The following is a 26,568-nucleotide window of genomic DNA, read 5'->3' as shown; positions in this document are numbered from 1 at the left end:
TTTAAAAATATTGGATTATTATTATTATTATATGTAAATGGTGATAACATTGTGACGCCATTATGTAAGCATAACGACAAAAGATTAGCTTCTATTTATATGAGTCGAGGGATAGTTCGTTTAGGGTTCAATCGGAAGTTTTGCGCGAAAAAAGGCTCAACCAGCAGAAAAAAACTGCAAGTTGAGCCTTGAGAGTATCTACGCACAAAATTGCCCAGGAAGAAGGAAATCGCGGTGAATGTGCCTATGATTTGCAATATGCCACTAGCGGCTTTTTTAAAAAGGTAAAATGCTCAATCAGCTAATTTCTTGTTGGTTGAGGAATTCTTCATTTCTTCTAAATATATTGGATTAATTATTTTTTAAATGTTAAAAATTCGTAATTCTTGGGGAATCACTTGGGGGGATCAAGGTTATGGTTGGCTGCCATATGATTACGTTTTGAATAAACTCGCAACTGATTTCTGGTCTCTTCTAAGTATGGAGTGGATTGAGACTGATCAATTTGGTATTTAAAACGAGAATATTAATAACTGTATAATTGACCTCGCTTTTTCTGGAGAGTGTTGCCTAGTGATACATATTTATGAATTATATGCTTTTCATGTAAGAGACAGTCTATCCATTAAGTAGTGGAGTAGGTCTGTCTTTTTATAAAAAGGCGGAACTAACAAAAAACAGGAAATGAATAGTAATGGATTAAAATTGAGCAGAATGTTAAATGAGTATTATTGTTAAGCAGCGTGTAAAGTAGGTATTCGTTCTACAATAGGAGGATTTATGTTTAACAAATTTAATCTTATAGAAGCTAATACTGTTGATGAATTTTGGGATATATTATCGCCTCAAAAAACTCTAGGAGATAAGCCGAGCCAATTTATTTATCGTGGACAGAGGGATGCGAGTTGGCATCTCATACCCTCCATACTACGAAAAAATAGTCCCTCTAAAATAATATTTGGACAAAGAGAAATGACTGCAGATGAACAAATTTTCTCTGAAAGAGCTATCTTAGAACAATTTGTAACACAATGTGATTTACTTGGTCTTAAAATTGTTAATGACTCTGCTGAACTTCGTGAAAATTTGGATCCACGAACCTATCCAGCAGATAAATATTATATTAATCCATCTGAGTGGCCAAATGAAGAATTAATAGAGCTAATGGCTTTAGCTCAGCATCATGGTGTGCCTACTCATCTTCTCGATTGGTCTAAACGTTCTTATGTTGCAGCATATTTTGCCGCATCCACCGCGTTAGCAAAGCGTGATATTGAGGAGAATAATACTAAAATTGCAGTATGGGCATTGAATGTAGAAAAGATTCATTCATACAAAAATATAAATATAATTAAAGTTCCAGGGTCTACTAGCAGCAATCTTGCGGCTCAATCGGGCTTGTTTACGGTGTTAAAGCAACCAATAGGCAGAGGACAGCCATTTCCCCAAAAACCTCTTGAAGATGAGTTTGCATCCTTCCCCAATACACCTTTATGGAAGATAACATTACCTGTAAAATATGCTGCAAAAGTTCTTGATTTGTGCGAACTATATGGAGTTTCAGCCTCGACCTTATTCTCTGGATTTGATGGAGCAGCAAAAGCTGTTAAGGATTGGATTAACAAATGCAGATATTTAAATCTGCATCCAAAAAGCGAATAATGAACTTCTTAAGTGGATTCTCGCTGTTAATCGATTTTATCGAATACAAGAACAGGCACATGGCCTTCCTCTACTCGATTTTGAGTGTAATAACAAGGCGAAATATTTGTCTTAATTTAGAGGATTTTGGAAGTTTAAGGAGAATTATTAATACATAAATTTAATACCATTTAATGTTCGGCAAACTTAGCGAAAGTTAAGGACGCAAAGCTATGGGACTAACGATTTTATATCTATGTCTGCCAGGTTGCTATATGAATTACAATTCATGTAACAATCTGGTTTTTTTTATGGAAGGAGATGCGATAAACGAGTTTATGCAGCCGTCTTAACAATTAAAATGTAAAGGAGTTATTTTATGCGTAGAATACCTATTGTTGCACAATTAGGAGGTATGTTTCTCACTTCTATTTTCTTTCTGCTTATACTGCTTGGATATACAGCATATCAGTATTCGACAGCAAGTGATACATATGAAAATTTAATTACACATACTTCCGCAAATATGCTCTTACTCACCAAGGCACAGGATGGAATGCATACTGGTATTGCTGAATTGCGAGGCTTTATGGCCTACTCGATTAGCAGTTATGAACAAAATTCCAGAAAAGAATTTGAGAATAGCGCAAAAGATTTAAAGGTATTTGTATCTGGTGTGGAAAATCCAGAAGTGAAAACAGAAGCTGTTAAACTAGAAAAGATGATGGATGACTATAGTCTTAAAATGGGACAGCTTATGGATGCAAAAAAAGCTAACAGCCCTTCCTTCAATACGTTGCTTGCGGAAGGGAGAAATTTATCACAGCAGATAGACCTGCAATTTGATAAAACCTTTGATTTAGAAGAAAAATATTTAACGCAATCAACGGTTAAACTTATGCAGGAACAAAAAGATACCAAGAGTTTGGTTGGAATTTTAAGTATGCTTATTATACTCTTCGTTTGTAGTTTAGCATACTGGTACAGTAGGTATATGGCGAAACGCTTGCGTCGTGTTCGGAATGAAATGGACGCAATCAGTCATTTCGATTTAACAACTGCTGAGCAACACGCTGCTGTTAATGATGAGATAGGTGATATGGTTACTGCAATGTCTCAAATGAAGAATGCTCTGCGTTCGCTAGTGGGACAAATACGCCAAAACTCTGAATCCTTGGCAGCATCTAGTCAAGAATTAAGTGCAACAGTAGAAGAACAGTTACGTGCAGCAGAAATTGTTTCCAATACGATAGCGGAAGTTGCGAGTGGGTCAGCCCAGAATACTACGAATATAACAGAGATGTCAGCTACGATTCAGGAACTTTCTGCAAGTACTGAGGAAATGAACTCGAATGCCTATGAAGTGAATGCAAATACTCAAAATGCTGTTGAAGAGGCAAGCCAAGGGATGAATTTACTGACTCAGATCGTTACGCAGAATGAAACTGTTGCAAAATCAATGATCAGTATTACAGAGGCGGCAAATTCCTTGGCAAAAGGGTCTGAAAACATTCGAGAAATCGTTACAGTCATTCAAAGCATTGCAGGTCAAACCAACCTATTAGCGTTGAATGCTGCTATTGAAGCTGCTCGCGCTGGTGAAGCAGGAAGAGGTTTTGCAGTAGTCGCAGAAGAGGTTCGGAAGCTGGCGGAACAAAGTGCTGAGGCAACACGCCATATCGCTGAAATTATTAATAAAATGACGGAGGACATTGACTATGCTGTCCTACATGTAAGTCAAGGAAACCATGAGGTGGAAGCAGGAAAACAAGTAACATTCAATACTCAAAAAGGGTTTGAAGTTATTATTGATAAGCTTGATAAGGTGAAAATTGTAGTTGCTCAAATAACGCATACAATTGAAGAAACAGCAAAGGGAACCCAAACAATGGTAGGGAATGTCCAAAATATCAGCGGTGTTGCAGAAGAAACTGCAGCAAGTGCACAAACGGTAGCCGCTGCATCTGAAGAACAAAGTGCCAGTATGCATGAGATCAATCATAATGCTGAATCTTTAGCAAAAATGGCAGAAGAACTCAATGAGATTATCAGTAAGTTTAAGTTATAACTAAATGAAAGTGCGTAATGGCATCACTAGACAACTTTGTCTAGTGATGCCATTTTTTTAGAAAGAATATGGAAAAAGAGATACAACATCTTATATTAATCTGTTTTTTTTGTTAGACAACTTTGGCAGCATACTGGGGCAGAAACCTGTACGTTTCTTAAAAAGCTTACTGAAATAGTAAGGATCAGAATAGCCTACGCAAGCTGAAATTTCTGCTATTGAGCAAGCTGTAGTACATAATAGTTCTTTGGCGCGGCGTACCCGGTATTCAATCAAATATTCATTTGGTCCCATGCCTGTATGTTTTTGAAATAAATAGGCAAGTTGTTTGCTGTTCAGAGCATATTACCCAGCCAGCATTGGCACACTAAGAGATTCCATATAATGGCTATGGATGTATTCCATGGCCTGTTCTACGATTTCCTGTCCGCCTTCGTTGTGCCGGTTGCCAGCACTGGTTAGAATCTCATCCATAATACTGAAAAATAATGATTTAGCTCGCAATCCCGGCAGTTTGCCTGGAGTTGTGCAGCTATTATACAGTCGATGCAGCAAGTCATTGATACGCGTATTATAACCAGCCTCCAGTTCAAAATGGGCCAACGCATAAGGAAAGGAATCAGCTGCATTATCATCAGTCTGATAATGTATGACCATAAAAGCCCATTCGGATCGTCCCTGCACCTCTTTATCTAATGACATATTTGGACCGGCATGAAAGACTTTTCCGTATTCCATTTCATAAGGAACACCGTTAAAGAACATCCGCGCCCGCCCGCGTAATGGAAAAACAATTCCTGAAAACGGGGGAGTATATCGGCCAAAACATCTTCCGCCAGGAGGCACGACAGTTCTGGCGACATCAATAATACTAATATTGATTGTGGCATAATAATGGGCCAGTTCATTAATATTTACATTCATTTAGTTGCCTCCCTTTTTCCTAGAAAGATAATTAGTTCTGTGTTATAATTGATATCGATTATCAATTATAACTTTTTCATCCAGCGATTGTCAATGATTTATCTAACCTATTAATTAGAGAAATTTTATCAGGAGAATGGGGCATTATTTAATTTATTTGGAAAAAATCCAGGATTTCTTGGAAATATATCCATTTACTCCTGCACTTGTACTTGTTATTCTGTTTAATAAGCATTGAGATTAATCCTCATTTAGATTAGATGCTTAGCAATTATAATTAACATACCATGTCCACCTAGAGTAAAGTGCACGTAAAGGAGTCGAAGAATATGAAAAAAAAAATGTCCCGTACCAGAAAAAGCCTGCTATATGCCTTAATCGGCAGTAGTCTAGTCTGGCATGCACCGATAGTTTCCTATGCGGCGGAAGAAACACAGGAACCCGCTCCTGCTACCGGACAAGCCGCCGAAGAACAAGCTGCTTCTAGTGAAACAACCGTCGGACAGCGTGAATTTACACTGGAAGGAGTTGAAGTTACTGCCAATCGCAGTCAGGCCCTTCCCCCTGCCTACGCCGGAGGTCAGGTGGCCCGCGGGGCTAACCTGGGCGTACTGGGCAACAAGGATTTTATGGACACTCCCTTTAACGTTACCAGCTATACCGCCCAGACTATCGAAGATAAGCAAGCCGACACGCTGTACGATGTGCTCATCAACGATCCGTCCGTCCGCTTCGCCACCTCTACCGGTCATAGCAATGAAAACTATATGATCCGCGGTTTAGAAGTAAATTTTCAGCATCTCTATTTTAATGGTCTGCAGGGTTTAGCGCCGCAATACCATGTTCCAGTTGAATTTCTGGAACGGGTGGAAGTACTTAAGGGTCCCAGTTCCTTTCTTTACGGCGGTGTAAGCACTTCGGTGGGCGGTGCCATCAACCTGGTGCCTAAACGCGCCGGCGAGGAGGACATCACTACTTTTACCACTGACTATACTTCCTCATCCAAATTGGGCGGCCATATTGATATTGGGCGCCGGTTTGGCGAAAATAAAGAATGGGGCATTCGTTTCAACGGCGTCTATGCAGACGGTGACACCGAAGTCGACGGTCAGTCCAAAGAACGGGTGCTGGGCGCTTTGGGTGTGGATTATCAAAAAGACAAATGGCGACTGTCCTTGGATGCATACGGTTCGCAGGAAAGTCATGACAATGGAGCTACCTCCATGTATTCTCTAGCCAATGGGTACGTGAAAGCTCCGGACGGATCAACCAATGTGTACAAGGGAACGTCAGGCACGACGCGGAATAATGGTGTCCTGTTTAAGGGGGAATATGACATCCAGGACAATTTAACCGCTTATGCCGATATCGGTATATTATCAGCCAACGCAACCGGCTACATCAACGGCAATCATGTTCTAAATCTCAAGTCTGACGGAACGGCAACCGCCCGGAATGTCTTTAAGCAATACTTCTGGACCGATACCACTTCATCCGATTTTGGACTGCGCGGTACTTACCAGACAGGTTCGGTAAAGCATCAGCTTGTTTTAGGTGCAAGCTTCCAGGATACGGATTATTCCAATGCTTATAACCAAGGCAGCGGTAATTATCCAACGAATATTTATAACCCAATCTCACTTGCCGATTACTATAATAGCCTGGCGCAGCCAGCTAAGGGTAATAAGACACTCGTTACTGAACTTTCCAGTTATCTTCTGTCCGACACGCTTTCCTTTGACGAAGATAAAGTTCAGCTAACGTTGGGGGCACGGCGGCAAAATGTGAACCAGACAAGCTATAAATACTCCAATACTGCCGCCACCGGAACACCGACCTCAACCACCACTTACGATGCCGACGCCACTACACCAATGGTTGGCCTCATAGTCAAACCGTGGGGAGAATCGGTTTCACTCTACGCCAATTATATTGAAGCACTTTCCCCTGGAACTGTGGTTGCTACAACGTATGACAACGCCAATGAAGTACTGGCGCCGTATAAAACCAAACAACAAGAAATCGGCGTCAAGTGGGACAAAGGAAATTTCGCCAATACGCTGGCCTTTTTTCAAATCAAAATGCCAAGCTATATGACTACTGATAATATTTATTCCTATGACGGCAAACAGAAAAACCGCGGCATTGAATGGAATACCTTCGGCAGCGTAGCGAAAAACCTTCGTCTTTTAGGAGGAATTGCCTATACACATGGCGAACTGGTTCGTTCACGCACAACCGCAAATAACGGCAATACACCATTTGGCGTACCCAAATGGACAATGAATGTCGGTGTCGAATGGGACACGCCGTGGAAAAAAGATTTAACACTGTCTCTCCTGACGGTATACACCGGTTCCCAATATATTAATAATGCAAACACCACAAAAATCCCAAGCTGGGTACGCTATGATTTGAGCGCGCGTTATAAAACCACCATCAACAATGTCCCGGTCACGTACCGTGCCAGCGTTGAAAACTTATTTGATAAACACTACTGGGCAGGTAGTTTTAGTAGCGAGAATTATGCCACCTTGGGCGGCCCTCGTACCTTTAAATTATCGGCAACCTTCCAGATATAAACGAGGTATTTAACTATGAATACCACAACACTTGAGGCTTTTAAACGGCTAAGAGAACTTTTAGCCGGCACCGATAAAACAACCCAAACCATATTGCGCATTCTAGCCGCCGTTTTCGGCGGCTATGCGCTTACCTCCAGCGTGTTGGCGGCTCTGCTGCTGCGCTGGGCCTTTGGTGCTTTTACTGCCCAGCGCGCTTGGCGGAATAAGGTTGCTGAGGCAAGCAAGGGTAGTATAGAGATGAAAAAATCCGCAGAATGCATTATTCTGCGGATTTTTCATCTCTATATGGTTAATCGTACTGCAAGCAAGTATTGCGTGATATAAATAATGAAGATCTATTTTATTATTTTTTGTATGTATTCTTTTTAAATGGGTAGTCAATTATGTCAATTTTGAGTTATGGTACTCCAAATATACCATAGCTCAAATTAACTTGAATTGTCAATATGATGTTGTTATAATCATCTCATGTGACATTCGGTATGGGAGATCAATACAACCTGAAGGACTGAATTTATTATTAGGAAAGAGGTAATCAGATATGATAACAATTACAGAAGATATTTTAAAAAGTGTGGATAATTTTAAAGAAAAGCTACAGCAATATCACGAAGGCAAATTAGAAAATTTGAAAGCCTTTAGTTCTATTATGGGAATTTATAAAGAAGGACCTAAGGACACATATATGGTAAGACCCAGAATTGCTGGTGGAGTAACAACTGCAAATCAGTTGCAGGGATTAAGTAAGATCGCTGAGAAATACGGTGTTGATATGCGTTTTACAACAAGGCAGGACATTCAACTTCATTCCGTAAAAGTTGGAGATTTAGGCAATGTGTTAGATGACTTGTTAAAATGCGGACTCATTACACGAGGAGCGGGTGGTGATGGTGTAAGAAATGTTGCCTGTTCACCTCTTTCCGGAGTCGCACAAGATGAGATTTTTGATGTCACTCCATATGTTAAGGCTGTTACGAATTTCATGATGACAGATCCTGTTAATCTTAATTTACCAAGAAAATATAAAATAGCATTTTCAAATAGTTTAGAAGATACAGCGAATGCAACCATAGCTGATATAGGGTTTATTGCTAAAATAGTTGATGGCAAAAGAGGCTTTGAAGTATATGGGGCTGGTGGACTTGGTGGCAATGCTAAAGTAGGCTTAAAGCTTGAAGATTTTATTGTGGATACAGAAGCATTATATTATGTAGAAGCAATGAAAAAAGTTTTCGCAAGAGAAGGCGATAGAACGAACAGGCACAAGGCTAGATTGCGATTTGTTCTTCTAAGATTAGGAGAAGAAGAGTTTATTAAGATGTTTAAAAATGAATTGGATGAATTAAAAAAATCCGGGCAGGACTTAGCACTTCATATTGACTCTGCAGAAGAAAACTTGCAAATTACCCAGGAGATACAATCTCCATGGGATAAGCAATATAAAAATGTAATATTTCCACAACAACAAGCAGGATATTATTCTGTATATATTCACCCTAGAAAAGCGACAATTACTACCCATGATCTAAATGAATTATTGACTTTTTTAACAAACTTAGATTATGAGACATCAATACGTGTAACCTTAACGCAAGGACTTTTTGTGAGAGATGTAAAAGAAAAAGACGTGCAAAAATTACTTGCGATAACGTCTGAATTTTCATCTATATTTAATATAGAAAATACAGTTGCATGCGTAGGACCTACGATTTGTAATTTTGGACTTAATAATTCTCATGAGTTATTAGACAGCATTCTGGAAACTTTTAAGGATGCACCAGAGGATATTAAGGCTGCATTACCAAGGGCATTTATCTCGGGCTGTCATAATTCCTGTGGACAGCATCAAAAGGGGTTAATTGGATTTACTGGAAAAAGAGGCCGTACGGAAAATGGAGTAATTCCAACTTATGCGATGTCTTTTAACGGAAAAGTCGGTCCTGGTGTGGCAAGTTTTGGAGATGTATATGGAGATATCCCTGCTGAAAAAATAGCAAACCTTCTGCTGGACTTAGCTAACCTAAAAGTAAATTCAAAGTGTATATGTTTTGATGAATTTATAAAAGAGAAAGAAACAGAAGTAAAAGCATTAGTTGCTAATTACTCTTTATAAGGATTGGTAACAGAATTCTGGAAAATAGGCAATCATAAATGACATAAGTCAGCCCTCATTCAAAAAGGAAGATTCCTTTGAATGAGGGCCTTTTTGTATATAAGAATGAATGACGTGCAATTATAAGTTCACTAGCCAAGGAATATACAAAGGGGCGATAAAGGAAATGAAAATAGCGGCTACAGCCATGGCTACTCCTGCCATAGCACCTTGAAGTGCCCCTTCTTGGAGAATGGTAGCTGTACCTTGTCCATGAGAAGTAACTCCCATGGCTAATCCTCTGGCGATTGGATTTGTTATTTTACAAGAGGAAAGAAGACTAGGTCCAATGATAGAACCTAAGGTACCTGTAAAAACTACGAAGGCAACAGCAATAGCTGGATCTCCGCCGGTTAGACGGGAAATCTCAATAGCAATAGGAGCTGTTATGGATTTAGGAGCGATGGATGCAACGATAAGAGCATCAAGCCCACTTAATTTGGCCAGCAAAACAGCTGTTGTCAGGGTTGCTAGAGCGCCAAAGCATATGCCAAATAATATTGGAAACAAGGCTTGAAGCAGTACCCCGCGATTTAAATAAAGAGGCAAAGCTAAGGCTACGGTAGCAGGGCCCAGCAGAAAGGTCATAATATCTTTACCTGGTTTGTATTGGTCAAAGGTAATGCCCGTATAATGAAAAACAATTATAATGACCGTAGTACTTAATAATACTGGGTTGAATATGGGATTTTTAGTGTGTAAAAATATTTTTCGACTCATGAGATATAATATAACAGTAAGAAGAATCGTAAGGAAGATCAACATTGCAGCAGGCAAATTAGTTCGCTCCTCCCTCTTTTTTGCAAGATTTAGTTAGAAGTTGAACAACGATTCCGGTTGCAATCAAGGCAACTAAAGCGCTGATGACTAAAGGCAAAAAGAGAAGATGTCCTTTTTGTGTAAATAACTCTCCCCACTCCATAAGTCCGACGGCAATGGGAATGAAGAAAAAAGATAAATGTTTAAGTAATGGATTTGCGCCGAGAGCAAGCCATTGTTCTTTAATGATTCCCCCAGAAAGTAGCGCAAACAAAAGAAGCATGCCCAGCACACTGCCTGGTATTGGCAAGTGAAAGAACTCTACGGTCCACGTACTGATAAAATAAATCAGCCATAATAAGAATATTTGTCCGACTGTCTTTAGTAGGTTCTGCAATCAGTATCACCTCTTCATGTATGATGTACAAGTAGTTTAAGTCTATAGTATAACGTAAATCAGAAAAATGAGTAATAGAATTTAGGAAAATAATGCTTATTATATACATTCTAATTGAAATTAGTATATAATACTTCTATAACGTATATTTTTTATTGAGGTGTAGTTGTGGAACAATTAATAGTATTTTTTCAGAATTTTGGGGTAGTGGGACTCTTTATCATATCCTTTATCGAATCGATTTTCTCGCCGATTTTACCTGACTTGCTATTAATCCCTATGGCTTTGTCAGTTCCTGAAAAAGCGATTTATTATTCGATTATTGCGACTGTCGGTTCAGTATTAGGTGGAATTATTGGATACTTTATTGGTAATAAATATGGGATTATTGCTGTAAAAAAATATGTTCCCAATAAATACGTGGAGAAAATTAGCGGTTGGCTGGAACAATATGGGGGATGGGCCATTTTTCTTGCTGCCCTTGCACCAATTCCTTATAAATTTGTCAGCATTAGTTCCGGTGTCTTTCGCATTAACATGGTAGTCTTTTTAATCGCTTCTGTTTTTGGAAGAGGAAAAAGATTTCTCTTGGAAGGAATCTTGATCTTTTATTATGGCCCACAAGCGATTGAACTAATTAAGACTTACTCCAATGCTTTTATGATTGGCGTAACCATTTTTATCGTTCTTCTTGCTGTGGCAATTGCCGTGATGAGAAAAGTTCCTCAAAGAAAATTAAGCTAATCAATTTGTAGTTAAAAACCAGCCTGCATTCATCCTGCGGGCTGGTTTTTTTATAAATAAAGAAAGCATAGGTTTTGAACCACAAAGGCACAATGCCGCCGCTGCGGCACACAAAGGAGAGCACAAAAAAGAAGTTGTTAATAGCCCCTTTGTGTCCTTTGCGTCTTTGTGGTTCAATTTGTTTTATATGTTTTTAAGGACGCTTTAGGGTTTTCGCAATTTTAGACTAGGATTCTACAATCGTTTACCGTATACTGGTATTATAATGGATGCTGAAATAGAGGTGGATATATGGAAATCGGGAAGACTCCTCAGACGCCTGGAAAGGTTACAGAAACTGCTCAAATAGGGAATGCTCAACAATCTCATGAAGTGAGTGAATTATCGAGTAGCAATCAATTGGTACAAAAGGATTTTCAAGTTAACTTAGAAGATAGTATAAAAACAAAGCTGGCGGACTTAGCCAAATCACTGCAAAATCGGGAAAAATTACTGCAATCATTGCCAGAGGATATAAAGAAAATCGTCCAGCAGCTTCTGCAGCAAATGTCGTCAACAAAAGATGTATCCCAAGGGATGGATCACTTATTAAAAACACAAAAAAATATCGCAGAGCAGCTCCACAACTTAGGAAATATCTTAGAATTAGCTCTAACCTTGCAGCAGGATAAGTATCAAGATGTAAAACTTTTTTTAAATAAAGTAGCAGAATTTCTAAAAGGACAAGGTGGAATGTCCCCTGATCAATTGGCCAATCAATTGCTGCTACTAGCAAAAGAAGGGACAGTTTTGGTTCAAAGTAATCTTAGGCAGGCTGTAGAACAATTTTTGCAGCAGCTCTCTCCAGAAAATCTGCAGCAATTCGATAGTGATAGCCAAGAAAATACAATACTGCAGCTAGCCAAACAGTTAACTGGGAGCAGCAGTTTATCCCAAGGTGATGTAAAACAGATTGCAAAACAATTATTGCAGCAGATTATGCCAGAAAATATGACTCTGCTTACGGAAAATGACCAGAAGGCTGTTGTCCAATTGATGAAATTGTTGGAAAGTAAGATACCGCTGACGCAGCAGCAAGCAACGGAAATTGGCTTACCCGATTTACCTGAGATCTGGTCAGTAGCAAAAGCGGTGGAGGCCCAGCAATTTAAAGATATTGCACCGAAGGTTCTCCAGCAGGCTGCAAATACATTAGAGCATCTTCTACAGGAGATGAAAGCATCACCTGACAAAAGTGCAGTGGCTGCAAAGCTAGAAGCTTTTGGGCAAAGTTTGCCGCCGGAAATTGGTAAAATGATGCAGCAGCTCATTAAGCAAGGTATAACAGAACAAAGTCTAGTGACCTTAGGCAAAACTCTTGAAAATGCAGCGCTATTAAACGGAAAAATATCGGAACAAGTCAAAAACCTTGTGACAAATTTGGCCGAAAATATGACGGCGAAATCTTTGGCAGCTCCAGCAGCAGATTTATTGGCGCAAGTTGCAAAGCAATTAGCAGGGACCACTACAACGATTGAGCAATTAACAACACTTATGAAAAAGCTCAATCAACAAATGTCTTTAAATCAAGCCAAACTATTGGAGAAGGCCCAGTCTGGATTAGAACAACTGACAAAGGCCGTGGAGCAAAATATACCCCAAGCATTGCAGGATATGGCAGCTAAAAGTAAACTGCCTGAATTATCGAAAATGTGGGTGCTATTAAAAGCCGCAGGAGCTGAGCCATGGCGAAATGCGGATTCACAGAATTTGCAAAGATCGGCAAGCACCATAAAAGAATTAGCTCATTCTCTGTATAAATCAATCGCCGGTGAGACGGAAAGACAAGTCGATCATAAAACATTGTCCTTTTCTGTACCACTCTATTTTGCTGATGGAACATCTTATCCTACCCATATTCATATTTATCATCAAGAAAAAGAAAATAATAGTCAGGGTACAAAACGACAATTTGAAACATGGATGAGAGTAAGTGTGGATACACAAAATATTGGTATTGTGGATAGCGTATTTCGGTTATATGAAGAAAATAAATTAGACTTGCGAGTCCTCTTTCCCGATACGGAAGCAATTAGTGAATTTAAGCAAAGCTTGCCAGACATTCGAAAAAGTATTGAGGATACGACTCTTACACTCACAAATATTATGATAAACAAAATTTAATTTTCACGTAATGTGTCAAAAAATGGTTGTTTTCTGGAAAACAGAAAACAACCATTTTTAGATTGTGAAATCACCGAACAAAGTTGATTTTACTGGAAAGTGAGTAAGGATCAGGCTCCGGCAATGGTAACGAGTTAGAATTAAGTAAGTTAAAAAAGTAACATTCTATATGAGAATTACTTCACAATTACATATAGCTAAAACGCATGGGTTCGATTACTATAAAAGATTTTACCTCCTGTATTTTCTGTTGTAAAATAAAAAACAAGAATTGTCCGATTAAATACTAAATTCACTAAATACAGTTTATTTTGGCTTTTTGCAATATTTAAACAATATTGTGGAAATATATATGTAAGTGTAAAATTCCCCGTAATCTCGCAGAATATAATAGGAGGTGTATTTATTTGAAAATTATAGTTCTTGTCAAACAGGTTCCCGGAACTGATTCGGTAAAATTAGATCCTGTAACCGGTGTCATGGTGCGTACTGGTAAAGATACGATTATTAACCCATTAGATGAAAATGCATTGGCTGAGGCAATTCGAATTAAGAATACCTATCCTGATGTCAAAATCACTGCTGTTAGCATGGGGCCAATCTCAGCAATGAAAGCAATCAAAGAGGCAATTGCAATGGGGGCTGATGATGGGGTTTTAGTATCAGGCAGAGAGTTTGCTGGTTCCGATACCATTGCAACAGCTAAAGTTATTGCTGCAGCTATCAAGAAAACCGGTGATTTTGATATGATTCTCTGTGGAGAGCGGGCTACTGATGGCGAGACTGGTCAGACCGCCGCCATGATTGCTCACTACCTAGGGGTCCCAGCCCAAACCTATGTCTCTGCCTTAGAAGTGTTAGAAGATGGTGTTATTGTTAAACGTACTGTTGAGAGTGGTTTTGAAAGAGTTCAAGTTACTTTCCCAGTATTAGTTTCTGTAAATAAGGATATTAGTGATACAGGATTCCCTACGTTAGACGGTAAGTTAAAAGCAAAGAAAGTTGAAGTTCCAATGCTTGGGAATGCAGAACTTGGTTTTGATAAAAGTGAGCTTGGTCTAACTGGATCACCAACTCGCGTGGTTAAAATTTTTAGCCCTAAACTATCTCGGGATACGATTATGGTCAAAGCCAATGCGACAATGCAGCCAATTGATGAATTGATGTCGTTCTTAGTTCAAAAGGATGTTTTATAAAAGGAGGTAATAATAAAGATGTCAATGTATGTAAATTGCAGCATAGCGGAAGCTAAGAATCTTTCCGAGTTTAAAGGTGTATTTATACTAGGTGAACAACGGGATGGTAAAATTCAAGCCGTTACTTTTGAACTCTTAACTTGGGGACGTGGCATTGCCGATGACCTTGGCTGTGAACTTGCCTGTGTACTACTAGGTGATGAAATTGAGAATTTGGACGAAGTCATTCTTCGCGGTGCTGATAAAGTCTTTTTCATCCAAGATCCTATTTTCAAGAACTTCTTAACCCAGCCTTACAGCAATGCAATTACTCGTTTAGTGAATGAAGAAAAACCAGAAGTTATCATCGCTGGTGCAACAACTACGGGCCGTACGGTAATGCCTTTAGTTGCAGCTAAAACCAATACTGGTTTAACAGCTGACTGCACAGAACTTACTGTCGATCCTGATACAAAACTGTTATTACAAACTCGTCCAGCGATTGGCGGCAATATTATGGCTACCATTAAGACGCCTGATACACGTCCACAAATGGCAACCGTACGTCCAAGATCTGCCAAACAATCTCCTGTGGATACTTCTAGAACTGGTCAAATCATTGTTAAGAATTATGCAGGTGCAACAACAATGACAGTTGAAAAGTTCCTGGAGTTCATAATCGATACTACGCAAGCAGTAAGTATTGAAGAAGCAGATATCATTATTGCCGGTGGCAAGGGAATGAAGAATGCCGCAGGTTTCAAATTAATAGAAGAATTAGCAGAGTTAATGGGAGCTGCCGTGGGTGCTACTCGTGATGCAGTTGAGCTTGGCTGGTCTACGTATCCCCATCAGGTTGGTCTATCTGGTAAGACCGTGTCTCCTAAACTAATTATTGCTGCGGGTATAGCAGGTAAAATTCAATTTTTAGCAGGTATGCAGACCTCGGATGTTATTGTGGCAATCAATAAAGACCCTGAAGCACAAATCTTCAAAGTGGCCGACTTCGGTATTGTAGGCGATGTGTTTGAAGTGATGCCTATGCTGATTGAAACAGTCAAAAAAATAAAAGCGAGTGCATAAGGAGGTAGGGGTAGTAATGCAATTTAACAAAGTAACAGAGAACATTATTAAACAATTAGAAGCAATTCTAGGTAAAGCCAACGTAGTTGTAGATGAAGAAAAAATGGAAATGTACTCTCGTGATGAAACATCTGATAAACTTTGGGAGAAAATGCCTGAAGTTGTTATAAAACCGGAAAATGCCCAGCAGATTGCTGAAGTTGTGAAGCTGGCAAATCGTGAATTGGTTCCCATTACGCCTAGAGGCGGCGGCTCTGGACTTGCAGCAGGTGCTGTTCCACTCCATGGTGGTATGGTATTATCATTAGAAAAAATGAATAAAATTCTAGAAATCGACAAAGAAAATTTATTCATGGTCTTAGAGCCTGGTGTAACGACAGGAGAAGTGCAAAAAGAAGCCAAAGAGTTAAATCTCTTTTATGCTGGTGATCCTTGTTCTGCAGAATCTTCCTTCATTGGGGGCAATGTTGCAACAAATGCCGGTGGCAACAAAGCAATTAAATACGGTGTAACAGGACGTCATGTATATGGTTTAGAAGTGGTTATGCCTGACGGGGAAATCGTTGTTTATGGTGGTAAGAACGTAAAAGATGTTACTTTCTATGATATGGTACATTTAATGGTTGGCTCAGAAGGTACGCTAGGGATTATTACAAAAATTTGGCTAAAATTAATGCCATTGCCTCAATATGTTGCAGATTTATTGGTTCCTTTCCCAGACATGCAATCTGCTATTAAAGTGGTACCCAAGATTATGACTGCTGGTATTATCCCGACTGCTGTTGAATTTATGGATAGTTTGTCAATTAAAGCAGCGGAATTGTATTTGAATAAAAAGCTGCCATTTAGTGATGCAGGCGCATATATTATCTGTGAGGTGGATGGCAATACAGAACTGCAAGTACAAGAAGATTATGAAACCATTGGAAAGCTATGTAAAGAAAATGGCGCGCTAGAAGTATTCGTAGCAGATAATATTTCTACACAAGATCGCATTTGGAAATCACGTAAAGCCTATGCGGAAGCACTTCGTATGCTGAGCCCAGTATATTGCATGGAAGATATTGTAGTGCCAATTGCAAACATTCCTGCAGCACTGGATGCGATTGAAAAAATTGCAGCAAAATTTGAGTGCAAAATCCCCAGTGCTGGTCATGCTGGCGATGGAAACATTCATGCTACCATTTTGCGTGAAGCTCGTGATGAACATGCTTGGCATGATTTGAAAGATGCCGTTTTAGCTGAAATCTATGATGCTGTATATGCTCTTGAAGGTAACTTATCCGGAGAGCATGGTATTGGTGCAAAACGAATATCAGCTATGTATAAGCACATGACCGAAGGACAAAAGAAAGTCCTAAAGACAGTGAAAGAAGCTTTTGATCCAAATAACATTATGAATCCTGGAAAAGTCGTACTACTTGGTACAATTGCCGAATCATAAGCAAAAGCAGTCTAAGTCTCTTATCCCGAGATTTAGGCTGTTTTCTTGTTAGATTTAAAAATGTATAAAAGTATGATACAATAATAAAATATTAAGTTTGTCAGTAGCAGGAAGGATGAAATAGGTTGTTTGATTTTTCGAGTATGAGTTTAGAGCAGTTAGTAATACATAAAGTAGGGAATAAGCTGCGGGATGAAGGTGTTTTTCTTTCACCAAGTTCTTATGATATGAAAGATGGCAATGTAGAGGAACTGTTGCTAAAATATTTTTTATCATCCTTTAAAGAAAAAGTATTGTATAAATTTTTTCATGAAACAGATATTCATTTGAACGAATTATACATGTATGTGAGCAGTATATTTATAGAACCGGAAACTTTTTATGAACAATCCATTAGCATCTTAAAACATCTATATGAGAAATCTTCTCATCCGCAAATTAAAGGCGGAGAATTCTATATGGCGTATTTTAAAGATTGTATAATCAATGATCAAAAAGCTGATGGAATTGGTATTTTTAAAACAGAAAAAAAGGAGACCTACTTAAAAGTTACCAAATATGCAGATGAGTTTATGATTGGCAGCGATAAAGGGATTAACGTTAAAAAGCTGGATAAGGGATGTATTATTTTTAACGCCAATTCAGCTGATGGTTATCGAGTTGCCATTGTGGATGCAGTAAATAAAGGTGACAATCAAGCTTTATATTGGAAGGATGAATTCTTACGCTTGACCAATGTACAAGATGAATATTTTCATACGGAAAATTGTTTGCAGGTGTGCAGAGATTTTGCAGAAAATATTTATGGTGAAATATATCAAGCCGATAAAAAAGATCAGGTAGTATTTGTCAATGAAGCTGTGGCATATTTCGACAAACATAACCAATTTCATTTAGAAGAATTTGTACAAACCGTTGTGAAAGAGCCGGAATTAATTGAGCAGTTTATTGAGCATAAACAAAATTATGAGAGTAATCAAGGCTTTGTCCCTGCAGAAGGGTTTACGATTTCCACTCCAGCCGTAAAGAGTGTGAAAAAGAAATTTAGAAACATGATCAAACTGGATACTGAAATTGAGATTAAAGTAAAAAGCCCCACGACAGAAACTGGCAATATGCAGTTTATTGAACGAGGCTTTGATGATGAAAAAGGTATGCACTTTTATAAAGTTTTTTTTAATGAAGAAGAATAAGCTAAGGGAAATGGAGAGAATATAAAATGAATTCTAAAGCTGAGTTAATTGAACTCATTCAGCAATTGCCAGAAGAAAAAGTTGCCATTGCTATTACTCTAATCAAGGAATTACAGGAAAAGACGGAAAGTAGTGAGATAAATCCAGATCCTACATTCGATTTGATGAAAACAGTTATATATGCTATGAATAATAGCTTATATGATTTATCCATAGAAGCTGGGCGTAGAGAAGAAAAGGTACTGGCTAATCGTTTGGAATCCTATCGTAAGAGAGTTTCAGAAGCTTGGGAAGTTTATAAAAAATAGCATACCTTAATCTGTAAAAGGCTTTATCTGCAAGATAAGGCTTTTTTCTCAGTGTTCTCTGCGCCTCTGCGGTTTGGTTTACTTTATCTATTTTAAAGGACGCGCAGCGTTTTTCTTGTGGATATATATGGAAATAGTATGAATTATTATATTAATCAAAATAAACACATAATTACAACACGATTAAAACACAATTAAAACAAGTTCAATTGTATTGTTTGGTATAACAACAGAAGCAATCTAATCTATCAGGAAAAGCTAGGAATTGTCTGTCAAATCGCTGTAGTACAACTTCTATTTTGAATAAGACAGGTTTTGGCATGGTTATTGCAAGAATATTAAGAAGATAAAAATATAAAAATATATGCGAGGGCACAAAATGGTTGGTGTAGTAATTGTTGCACATGGAAGTTTCGCAAGTGCCTTGCTTACTACCGCAGAACAGATTGCAGGGAAACAGGAACAGGTTGTATCTCTTGATTTTACAATGGGAGAAAATACAGCTGATTTGCAGTTACGCATTAGAGAAGCCGTAAGAGGTGTAGACACTGGTCAAGGTACTATCATAATCGTTGATTTACTAGGAGGGAGCCCCTATCAAGCAGCGGCTATAGTGGCTATGCAGCAGCCAGGGATTGAGATGGTTGCAGGTGTAAATATGCCCATGCTGTTAGAAATATTACCTGCCAGAAATGATAAATTGATGAATGTAACAAGTGCCGCTCTAAACGGAGGCCATGATGGCATTCGTAATTTCGATATCATGAAGTAACTATAGTAAGAAGGAAGAGATTAGGTGGGAATTGAATTAGTAAGAATTGATGATCGTCTCATTCATGGACAAATTGTTATGGCGTGGTGTAAGACCATGCCAATCGAACGCATTGTCGTGATTGATGATGAAGTTGCGCTAGACTTCATTCGCAAGATGCTTCTCGAAACCGTAGCACCTCCTGGTATCAACGTTACGATCTTAAATGTGACTCAAGGGGTAGAAAGCTTGAAAACGGATATTTTTGCAGAAGAAAAGCTGCTTTTATTAGTTACTAACCCTACTACTATATTGAATTTAGTAGAAAATGGCTTAGAGATTAGTAAGGTCAATATTGGCGGGATGAGTTTCGGTCAAGGAAAGACCCCGGTGACAAAAGCTGTATCGATATCTGATACTGATAAACGTGCTTTTAAAGAGCTTCATGAACATGGCATTGATTTGCAAATTCAAATATTGCCTCATGATACGCCGCTAGACCTTATGCCCGAGATAAATTAAGGGGTATCCACTGCTATTGTAGTGTAATAATATATTTAACAAAAAGAAAGGTTGTGTAAAAAACATGGAATTGAATTTACAAATTAAAAATCAGGCGGGGTTACACGCTAGACCAGCGGCTATGTTCGCACAAAAAGCTTCTTCCTTTAAATCCAACATTTTAATATTTAAAGATGGAAAAAATGGCAATGCAAAAAGTATCATTAGTATTATGGGATTAGGGGTAAAAAAAGGTGATACTTTACTTGTTAAAATTGATGGTCCCGATGCTGCTGATGCAGGTGCAGCCCTGAAAAAACTAGTGGATGACAAATTTGGGGAAGAGTGATACTATGTGGAAAATAAAAGGAATCGCAGCTTCAGCAGGAATAGCTATTGGAAAAATTATGCATATGCAAGAGGCGGTACATGATTTCTGTCGCCTGGTAGATGCATCACAAGCCCCTGCTGAAAAAGAACGTTTTTATACAGCACAGCAGGCTGCTGAAAAAGAGTTAGAGATACTGCAAGAACGTACAGCAGCCAATATGGGTGAACAACAGGCAGAAGTTTTTGCTGCTCATAAGCTAATGGTCACAGATCCTTCTTTTGTTGAGGTTGTTTTAAATCATATTGATAATCACCAAGCTAGTGCTGAAGCGGCAGTAGAAGATGCAGCCAATGAAATTGCTGCGATGTTTGCTGGTCTTGATAGTGAATATATGCAGGAGCGGGCAGCTGATATCAAAGATATTGGTAAACGCTTAGTACGCATATTACTGGGTGGTACGGCCGAGGTCAACTATACTGGTATTTTAGCAGCTCAGGATTTATTGCCTTCTGATACGGCGGCACTTGATTTGAATTGTGTATCAGGATTTATCACTGCTCTTGGAGGAAAGACTTCTCATAGCTCTATTTTGGCTAGGGCAGCAGGCATCCCTGCAGTTGTAGGGATTGGCAGTGAGTTAGAGAAATTAACTAACGGAGATACAGTGATTGTTGATGGACATGTGGGAGAAGTCCTAGTGGATCCTGAAGAGGATGTAATAGCTGATTATCGCTTGCGTATTAAGAAAGAACAGGAAAGAGCTGCACTTTTAGCATCGGTTGGTCACTTACCCAGCGAGACATTAGATGGTCATCATATCGAATTGGCTTGTAATATTGGTACGCCTGGGGATATGGAAAAAGTAATTGCTGCAGGTGCTGAGGGTGTTGGCTTATTCCGTACGGAATTTTTGTTCCTAGATAAAACCAGTGTGCCAACTGAAGAAGAACAGGTAGAATCTTATAAAGCCGTACTTGCGGCAATGCCTGATAAAAAGATTGTAATTCGTACGCTGGATGCTGGTGGTGATAAACAGCTGCCCTTTATTGGCGGATTGCCAGAAGCGAATCCGGCCCTTGGGTTACGAGCCATCCGCTTGTGTATGGTGTACCAGGATGTATTTAAAACGCAATTGCGTGCTTTATTACGCGCAAGTGTAGCAGGAAACTTGCATATTATGTTTCCAATGATTGCTACCGTTGATGAACTGTTAAGTGCAAAAGCCTTATTACAAGAAGCTGCTAAAGAATTAACGCAAGAAGGAATCCCTTATAAGAGCGATGTGGCAGTAGGGATTATGGTTGAGGTTCCGGCAGCAGCTGCGATTGCAGATATCTTGGCAGAAGAAGTGGACTTTTTTAGTATTGGCACTAATGATCTTGTTCAATATACAATGGCAGCAGATCGCATGAATGAACATGTGGCGTATCTAAGTGATTATTTTCAGCCGCCAGTCGTTCGCTTAATTGGCAATGTTGCAAAAGCTGCACAAAAAGCTGGTAAATGGGTAGGTATGTGTGGTGAGATGGCAGGGGATCCTCTAGCGACTCCTTTATTAGTGGGACTTGGTTTAACGGAATTATCTATGAATGGGCGTGCGGTTCCTATAGTGAAGCATCGTATACGCCAGCTTGACGTAAAGCAGACGCAAAAATGGGCTGATGAGATATTAAGTCTGCGTACTGCATCTGATATTAAGAAAAGGTTAGAAGAAATAGCCTTAGAATTTGAAATATAATAGTTGTAATACATTCTAAGGAAGGTGGGGCGGAGAGTAGTCTTCGCCCTTTCTGGAGAAGTAGCAAAAATGAGGTGGAATGTGTGATGTTAAAGCGTATTGCTGTCATGACTAGTGGTGGCGATTCTCCTGGTATGAATGCAGCTATTCGTGCTGTTGTTCGTGTAGCTATCCATGAAGGGGTAGAAGTGTGGGGAATTTACAATGGCTATGCAGGCATGTATGAAGATAAAATGATAAAATTGGAATCTCGTTCAGTAGGAGACATTCTGCATCGGGGAGGAACTTTTTTAGGAACTGCGCGTTGTGAAGTTTTTAAAACGTTAGAAGGCCGACAAAAAGCTGCTGAAAATCTTAAACGCCGAGGAATCGAAGGTGTAGTTATTATTGGTGGCGATGGATCTCTTACAGGTGCTCAATTGTTATCTGAATTAGGAATTGCTGTAGTTGGTTTACCTGGTACGATCGACAATGATATTTGGGGGACGGATTATACCATTGGCTTTGATACTGCTATCAATACAGTCGTAGAAGCGATTAATAAGCTGCGGGATACGGCCTCTTCACATGGACGGGTAATGGTTCTTGAAGTAATGGGACGAAACTCAGGATGGATTGCTATGACGGCTGGGCTTGCTGGTGGTGCAGAGCAGATACTGATTCCAGAAATGACTGTTAATTTAGATGAGCTGTGCGCCAAGCTAAGCAAGTCGCGGGATACAGGAAAGAAATATAGTATTGTGGTTGTAGCAGAAGGTGTAGGCAGTGCTGTAACCATTGGTGAGAAGATTGCTAAGGATACTGGTCTTGATACCCGGGTATCTGTACTGGGGCATATACAGCGGGGAGGATCTCCGAGTGTATTTGATCGTATTTTAGCCAGTACACTAGCGGAACATGCAGTGATGGCTCTGATTTCCGGTATATCCAATGTATTATTCGGTTCGAAGAACGGCGCAGTCGTTGCAATTGATTTAGCCGATGCCATTGGGCATAAACGGACAATTGATACCTCTACATTTCGGCTGGCAACATTACTGTCCAAGTAACAAAGACAAGAAACTGCGGGTTAGAGTTAGAGACCTAATAACATAATTTGATCGTCTGATAAAGCGATAAAAGCATCGGTATATAAAAACCATGCTTTTATTTTTTTTAGTATCAGAGTTTATAAGTTTTGTAGGTGAAAAAATATAATTAGGATGCTTGGTGTGAAAGAGAGCAAGGAAAGAATGATTGAACCGCAGAGACGCAGAGTGCACTGAGGGGGATATTCTAACTCTAATCATAGTTTTTCTCTGCGTTCTCTGCGCCTCTGCGGTTTGGTTCGCTTTATATGTTTTTAAAGGACGCAAAGCGCTTTTGGAATTAGCAAAGCATAAAAAAATTGTATTACAGATTATAACGTTTTATAATGTACTATAAATGACTAGTAGTCCACCAAGCCTAAATCCATGGTGAAATCTCGCGCAATTCATCCCATAGCTTTAGTCTTGGCGAACTACTAGCTTATGCTGTCTTAAAGGAGAGCGAAAAATGAAACGTCAATTAAAAATTTTAGAAATCTTAGATGAATTATGCACGAAAAAACTAGATAAGAATATGATGCAGCAGCATAAACCATTAGGTTTTACAGCAGAAGAAGTGGCAGTTTTAACAGGGTTTTCTCGTAGTAATGTCAGCAGTGATTTAAATGCCTTACATAGGGAGAAGTTGGTAGTAAAAGTAGTGAGTCGATCCACCTATTATGTCACAGTGAAATGGGTAGAAAGTATTTATCCCGAACTGAAGGGAAAGGTTCCCGAAATGGTACGGCACCAGCGGCAAATTGAAGAGTTAGCTGCGAATGAATTTTCCCAATCAGGAAGGGCGGTGGAGGTATCTGATACCACGCGCCTGAAAAATGATAATGCCTTATATGACAATGCTCAGAATTATGATTCTTTTGATGGTTTAATTGGTTCCCAAGATAGTTTAAAAGTCGCAGTCGAGCAAGCAAAGGCTTCAGCTCTATATCCCCCAAAAGGTTTAGATACGCTATTAGTTGGTTCTACAGGTGTGGGAAAAACCTTATTTGCTGAATATATGTATAGATTTGCTTGCAGCCAGGGAAAAATTGCTCATGGTGGACAGTTTATTGTATTTAACTGTGCTGACTATGCAAATAATCCTCAGCTTTTGATGTCTCAGCTTTTTGGTCATGTACGAGGCGCTTTTACTGGGGCTGATAAAGATAAAGCCGGCTTAGTGGAAAAAGCGGATGGCGGCATGTTATTCTTAGATGAAGTACATCGCTTGCCGCCAGAAGGGCAGGAAATGCTGTTTTATCTACTAGACCGTGGAGATTTTCGCCGCATGGGTGATACTGATAAAATTCGCCATGTTACCATAAGGTTAGTCGCAGCTACTACCGAAAATCCAGATTCTGCTTTATTAAAAACATTCTTGCGACGTATACCTGTGGTCATATCGCTGCCCGATTTAGCCATGAGACCATTACACGAACGATTTGAACTAATTAAATTTTTACTGGCACGTGAAGCCGTACATATTCAGTCGAAGCTAATTGTTAGCCAAGAAGCCTTGTGGGCATTATTGTTATACCGCTGTCAGGGCAATATTGGGCAGCTGCGCAATGACTTGCAACTAATATGTGCAAAAGCTTTCTTGCATCGAGGAGATAAGGCGGCACCTGTTCGCCTGGTTTACGAAGAGCTGCCGCCTAAGATCAAACAAGCCATTGTCTATGATCCTCAAGCCCGCCTGGAAACTAGTAAAATTTTATGTACTTTAGGCAGTGAATTATTCATTCAGCCAAATGGAGTAGCGGCGGATGAAGAGGCAGATCGGAGCTTACCAAAGAATTTCTATCAGACTATTAGTGAGCGCATGCAGTTTCTTAAGTCCCAAGGAATTGGACAGGCAGAGATCGTTCAATGCATTGAGATGGATTTTGAAAACTATTTTCAGCGATTAGGTCCTGAACAACTGGAAATATCCCAGGAATATTTACAAAGTGTTTTGCCACAAGATTTTCTCAGTGTTTTTGACCTAGCCTGCAGCCTGGCTGAAAAAATGGGGAAAACCCTGAGCCGTAGATTATATTATGCCTTAGCCATTCATATTGCTGCTACGGTAGAAAGAATTCGCAGCGGCCTGCCTATTGTAAATCCTAATGTTAGATCCGTGGCTGAGCAGCATCCTAAGGAATATATTGTAGCAGAAAAAATGGCGCAGTGCATTGGTGAACAGATGGGCATCTTGATCCCGTTGGATGAAATCGGATTTATTGCTTTAATGCTGGCAACCTTTGACGATCGCCAAGGCAGGGAAGAGCGAAAAGTTGGTGTTTTGGTGATTACACACGGTAACTCGACTGCTACCAGTATGGTAGATTTTGCGAATAAGCTGCTAGGAGTTACTCATGCCAAAGCAATTGATATGCCTCTAGAAGCCAATGTAGATTGGGCAATTGAAAAAGCAGTTCAGGTGGCAAAAGAAATTGACCAAGGAAAAGGCATAATTCTGCTGGTTGATATGGGCTCGCTATCAGGTGTAGCGAAAGCTCTTACGAATCGAACGGGTATCATGGTAAAAAGTGTAGAAATGGTAAGTACATTAATGGTACTGCATGTATTACATAAAGCCATATTACCGAAAAATGATATCAATATTGTCTATCGATCTGCTTGGACAGCGCGTAGTATGGTTCAAACGGTAGTACAGGCAAATAACCCGACTGATTTTATGAATGGTAAAGATAAGGCTATTTTGACTACTTGCCTTACAGGGCAGGGAGCAGCCGCTAAAATTAAGGGCTTATTAGAAAAATTGCTAAATCAGTGGCAGTTATTTAATATTCGTGTAATTGCTGTAGAGGCTGGCAATCAGGAAATGTTGCAAACTCGCCTGATGTCTTTGCAGCATTCCTATGATATCGTAGCTAGTGTAGGCAGTATTGATCCTCAAATGGAGGATAGACCTCATATTGCCATCGAAGAGCTCATGCAGGGTGGTGCTGGCAGTGAACTGCGCCGTCTGCTTACGGAAGGGTTAAAGGCCTCTGATATTGCAGATCGTTATACAGATAGAGGCATGGATTGGGAAGTGATGCGTGGTATGGTTGCAGGTATGTTGGATGAATTTCTGACTTTTGTGAATCCGCGTAAAGTGATGGATACTCTTATGATCTGCATTAGAAAGCTAGAAGATGAATTGCAAGTGGAGTTTTCTTCTTCTGGACTGGTACGCATGTTAGTACATTCTGCCTGTATGGTAGAACGCTTGCTTACTCATGCAGGAATCAGTTATCCAGAAACAGCTGCATTTATTGCTGAGCATCCTCTTGAATATTCAGTGTTAAAAAAAGTAAGTAATGCTCTAGAAGAACAATTCACTGTGAATGTAAATGATGAAGAAATTTGCCATTTAATTGAGATTATCAAAATGGAGCGGCGAAAGAATAATAATGTAGAAGAAGGGTAAGGCTGATAACAAGGAAAGAGGCTTTTTAATAACAAAAGCCTCTTTCCTTGTTATAGTAGTGCCTATAGGTTTTGTAGGTGGAAAAATAAAAAAATTATGAACCACAAACGCACAATGTATAGATAA

At 39.4% G+C, this 26,568-nt stretch carries 22 protein-coding genes and 1 riboswitch; of the genes, 18 read left to right on the top strand and 4 right to left on the bottom strand.

What is annotated here, in order from left to right; all coding sequences use genetic code 11:
• The first annotated feature begins 780 nt into the window (after positions 1 to 780).
• Both JBW_RS16630 and JBW_RS16625 read left to right on the top strand, forming a co-directional pair.
• Positions 781 to 1,662, top strand: coding sequence for an FRG domain-containing protein (locus JBW_RS16630; RefSeq protein ID WP_007958500.1), 882 nt, complete (start codon positions 781 to 783; stop codon positions 1,660 to 1,662).
• A gap of 169 nt (positions 1,663 to 1,831) precedes the next feature.
• A riboswitch (cyclic di-GMP riboswitch) is annotated at positions 1,832 to 1,917 on the top strand.
• 103 nt (positions 1,918 to 2,020) lie between these two features.
• Complete coding sequence (locus JBW_RS16625; RefSeq protein WP_007958499.1) at positions 2,021 to 3,709, top strand: methyl-accepting chemotaxis protein; 1,689 nt, start codon at positions 2,021 to 2,023, stop codon at positions 3,707 to 3,709.
• A 90-nt stretch (positions 3,710 to 3,799) separates the two neighbouring features.
• On the opposite strand, the gene JBW_RS26235 is transcribed toward JBW_RS16625, so the two are convergent.
• Positions 3,800 to 4,003 carry a helix-turn-helix transcriptional regulator gene (locus tag JBW_RS26235; RefSeq protein WP_235333858.1) on the bottom strand — a complete coding sequence of 68 codons (204 nt, stop codon included), beginning with the start codon at positions 4,001 to 4,003 and terminating at the stop codon, positions 3,800 to 3,802.
• A 51-nt stretch (positions 4,004 to 4,054) separates the two neighbouring features.
• Complete coding sequence (locus JBW_RS16620) at positions 4,055 to 4,633, bottom strand: hypothetical protein (protein ID WP_007958497.1); 579 nt, start codon at positions 4,631 to 4,633, stop codon at positions 4,055 to 4,057.
• A 329-nt stretch (positions 4,634 to 4,962) separates the two neighbouring features.
• Between JBW_RS16620 and JBW_RS16615 the strand changes: the two genes are divergently transcribed.
• From JBW_RS16615 to JBW_RS16605, 3 genes are all read left to right on the top strand, one after another.
• Entirely contained in the window at positions 4,963 to 7,215 is a 2,253-nt protein-coding gene (locus JBW_RS16615; RefSeq protein ID WP_007958487.1) for a TonB-dependent receptor, read from the top strand.
• A 15-nt stretch (positions 7,216 to 7,230) separates the two neighbouring features.
• The gene (locus tag JBW_RS25805; protein WP_007958486.1) at positions 7,231 to 7,542 is read left to right on the top strand and encodes a hypothetical protein; all 312 of its coding nucleotides are present in this window, start codon (positions 7,231 to 7,233) and stop codon (positions 7,540 to 7,542) included.
• A gap of 217 nt (positions 7,543 to 7,759) precedes the next feature.
• Positions 7,760 to 9,331: a nitrite/sulfite reductase gene (locus JBW_RS16605; RefSeq protein WP_007958483.1), complete on the top strand. Its 1,572-nt coding sequence runs from the start codon at positions 7,760 to 7,762 to the stop codon at positions 9,329 to 9,331.
• Between the two features lie 120 nt (positions 9,332 to 9,451).
• Here JBW_RS16605 and JBW_RS16600 read toward each other — a convergent pair whose 3' ends face one another.
• Both JBW_RS16600 and JBW_RS16595 read right to left on the bottom strand, forming a co-directional pair.
• On the bottom strand, positions 9,452 to 10,147 hold the full coding sequence (locus JBW_RS16600) for an LrgB family protein (protein ID WP_007958481.1): 696 nt from the start codon (positions 10,145 to 10,147) through the stop codon (positions 9,452 to 9,454).
• A gap of 1 nt (position 10,148) precedes the next feature.
• Entirely contained in the window at positions 10,149 to 10,526 is a 378-nt protein-coding gene (locus JBW_RS16595) for a CidA/LrgA family protein (RefSeq protein ID WP_007958480.1), read from the bottom strand.
• 168 nt (positions 10,527 to 10,694) lie between these two features.
• Here JBW_RS16595 and JBW_RS16590 point away from each other — a divergent pair, with 168 nt between their 5' ends.
• The 13 genes from JBW_RS16590 (at position 10,695) to JBW_RS16530 (ending at position 26,442) form a co-directional block, all read left to right on the top strand.
• Complete coding sequence (locus JBW_RS16590; RefSeq protein ID WP_007958478.1) at positions 10,695 to 11,270, top strand: YqaA family protein; 576 nt, start codon at positions 10,695 to 10,697, stop codon at positions 11,268 to 11,270.
• A gap of 291 nt (positions 11,271 to 11,561) precedes the next feature.
• Entirely contained in the window at positions 11,562 to 13,433 is a 1,872-nt protein-coding gene (locus JBW_RS16585; protein WP_007958476.1) for a hypothetical protein, read from the top strand.
• Positions 13,434 to 13,840: 407 nt separating this feature from the next.
• Entirely contained in the window at positions 13,841 to 14,629 is a 789-nt protein-coding gene (locus JBW_RS16580) for an electron transfer flavoprotein subunit beta/FixA family protein (protein WP_007958474.1), read from the top strand.
• 18 nt (positions 14,630 to 14,647) lie between these two features.
• Complete coding sequence (locus JBW_RS16575) at positions 14,648 to 15,691, top strand: electron transfer flavoprotein subunit alpha/FixB family protein (protein ID WP_007958472.1); 1,044 nt, start codon at positions 14,648 to 14,650, stop codon at positions 15,689 to 15,691.
• A gap of 16 nt (positions 15,692 to 15,707) precedes the next feature.
• Complete coding sequence (locus tag JBW_RS16570; protein WP_007958470.1) at positions 15,708 to 17,135, top strand: FAD-binding oxidoreductase; 1,428 nt, start codon at positions 15,708 to 15,710, stop codon at positions 17,133 to 17,135.
• Positions 17,136 to 17,278: 143 nt separating this feature from the next.
• On the top strand, positions 17,279 to 18,328 hold the full coding sequence (locus JBW_RS16565; RefSeq protein WP_235333840.1) for a nucleoid-associated protein: 1,050 nt from the start codon (positions 17,279 to 17,281) through the stop codon (positions 18,326 to 18,328).
• 26 nt (positions 18,329 to 18,354) lie between these two features.
• Entirely contained in the window at positions 18,355 to 18,636 is a 282-nt protein-coding gene (locus JBW_RS16560; RefSeq protein ID WP_007958468.1) for a hypothetical protein, read from the top strand.
• Between the two features lie 379 nt (positions 18,637 to 19,015).
• A complete protein-coding gene (locus tag JBW_RS16555) occupies positions 19,016 to 19,408 on the top strand; it encodes a PTS sugar transporter subunit IIA (RefSeq protein ID WP_007958467.1) in 393 nt (130 codons plus the stop codon).
• 24 nt (positions 19,409 to 19,432) lie between these two features.
• Positions 19,433 to 19,909, top strand: coding sequence for a PTS system mannose/fructose/N-acetylgalactosamine-transporter subunit IIB (locus JBW_RS16550; protein ID WP_007958466.1), 477 nt, complete (start codon positions 19,433 to 19,435; stop codon positions 19,907 to 19,909).
• Positions 19,910 to 19,973: 64 nt separating this feature from the next.
• Positions 19,974 to 20,237 carry an HPr family phosphocarrier protein gene (locus JBW_RS16545; RefSeq protein ID WP_007958465.1) on the top strand — a complete coding sequence of 88 codons (264 nt, stop codon included), beginning with the start codon at positions 19,974 to 19,976 and terminating at the stop codon, positions 20,235 to 20,237.
• Positions 20,238 to 20,241: 4 nt separating this feature from the next.
• Positions 20,242 to 21,957: a phosphoenolpyruvate--protein phosphotransferase gene (gene ptsP, locus JBW_RS16540; protein ID WP_007958464.1), complete on the top strand. Its 1,716-nt coding sequence runs from the start codon at positions 20,242 to 20,244 to the stop codon at positions 21,955 to 21,957.
• An 86-nt stretch (positions 21,958 to 22,043) separates the two neighbouring features.
• The gene (pfkA, locus tag JBW_RS16535; RefSeq protein ID WP_007958463.1) at positions 22,044 to 23,006 is read left to right on the top strand and encodes a 6-phosphofructokinase; all 963 of its coding nucleotides are present in this window, start codon (positions 22,044 to 22,046) and stop codon (positions 23,004 to 23,006) included.
• Between the two features lie 487 nt (positions 23,007 to 23,493).
• Positions 23,494 to 26,442 carry a sigma 54-interacting transcriptional regulator gene (locus JBW_RS16530; RefSeq protein ID WP_007958462.1) on the top strand — a complete coding sequence of 983 codons (2,949 nt, stop codon included), beginning with the start codon at positions 23,494 to 23,496 and terminating at the stop codon, positions 26,440 to 26,442.
• Positions 26,443 to 26,568 lie beyond the last annotated feature (126 nt).

It is taken from the genome of Pelosinus fermentans JBW45, from assembly GCF_000271665.2.
GTDB lineage: Bacteria > Bacillota > Negativicutes > DSM-13327 > DSM-13327 > Pelosinus > Pelosinus baikalensis.
Note: the sequence above shows the minus strand (reverse complement) of the source record. Positions and strands in the feature narration are given on the sequence as shown.

What these genes read in the sequence shown, in the direction of transcription:
- JBW_RS16555 (WP_007958467.1), top strand. Translation starts at nt 19,016, where the DNA reads ATGGTTGGTGTAGTAATTGTTGCACATGGAAGTTTCGCAAGTGCCTTG.
- JBW_RS16530 (WP_007958462.1), top strand. Translation starts at nt 23,494, where the DNA reads ATGAAACGTCAATTAAAAATTTTAGAAATCTTAGATGAATTATGCACG.
- ptsP (WP_007958464.1), top strand. Translation starts at nt 20,242, where the DNA reads ATGTGGAAAATAAAAGGAATCGCAGCTTCAGCAGGAATAGCTATTGGA.
- JBW_RS16575 (WP_007958472.1), top strand. Translation starts at nt 14,648, where the DNA reads ATGTCAATGTATGTAAATTGCAGCATAGCGGAAGCTAAGAATCTTTCC.
- JBW_RS16570 (WP_007958470.1), top strand. Translation starts at nt 15,708, where the DNA reads ATGCAATTTAACAAAGTAACAGAGAACATTATTAAACAATTAGAAGCA.
- JBW_RS16585 (WP_007958476.1), top strand. Translation starts at nt 11,562, where the DNA reads ATGGAAATCGGGAAGACTCCTCAGACGCCTGGAAAGGTTACAGAAACT.
- JBW_RS16560 (WP_007958468.1), top strand. Translation starts at nt 18,355, where the DNA reads ATGAATTCTAAAGCTGAGTTAATTGAACTCATTCAGCAATTGCCAGAA.
- pfkA (WP_007958463.1), top strand. Translation starts at nt 22,044, where the DNA reads ATGTTAAAGCGTATTGCTGTCATGACTAGTGGTGGCGATTCTCCTGGT.
- JBW_RS16545 (WP_007958465.1), top strand. Translation starts at nt 19,974, where the DNA reads ATGGAATTGAATTTACAAATTAAAAATCAGGCGGGGTTACACGCTAGA.
- JBW_RS16625 (WP_007958499.1), top strand. Translation starts at nt 2,021, where the DNA reads ATGCGTAGAATACCTATTGTTGCACAATTAGGAGGTATGTTTCTCACT.
- JBW_RS16565 (WP_235333840.1), top strand. Translation starts at nt 17,279, where the DNA reads ATGAGTTTAGAGCAGTTAGTAATACATAAAGTAGGGAATAAGCTGCGG.
- JBW_RS16630 (WP_007958500.1), top strand. Translation starts at nt 781, where the DNA reads ATGTTTAACAAATTTAATCTTATAGAAGCTAATACTGTTGATGAATTT.
- JBW_RS16605 (WP_007958483.1), top strand. Translation starts at nt 7,760, where the DNA reads ATGATAACAATTACAGAAGATATTTTAAAAAGTGTGGATAATTTTAAA.
- JBW_RS16620 (WP_007958497.1), bottom strand. Translation starts at nt 4,633, where the DNA reads ATGAATGTAAATATTAATGAACTGGCCCATTATTATGCCACAATCAAT.
- JBW_RS25805 (WP_007958486.1), top strand. Translation starts at nt 7,231, where the DNA reads ATGAATACCACAACACTTGAGGCTTTTAAACGGCTAAGAGAACTTTTA.
- JBW_RS16615 (WP_007958487.1), top strand. Translation starts at nt 4,963, where the DNA reads ATGAAAAAAAAAATGTCCCGTACCAGAAAAAGCCTGCTATATGCCTTA.
- JBW_RS26235 (WP_235333858.1), bottom strand. Translation starts at nt 4,003, where the DNA reads ATGGGACCAAATGAATATTTGATTGAATACCGGGTACGCCGCGCCAAA.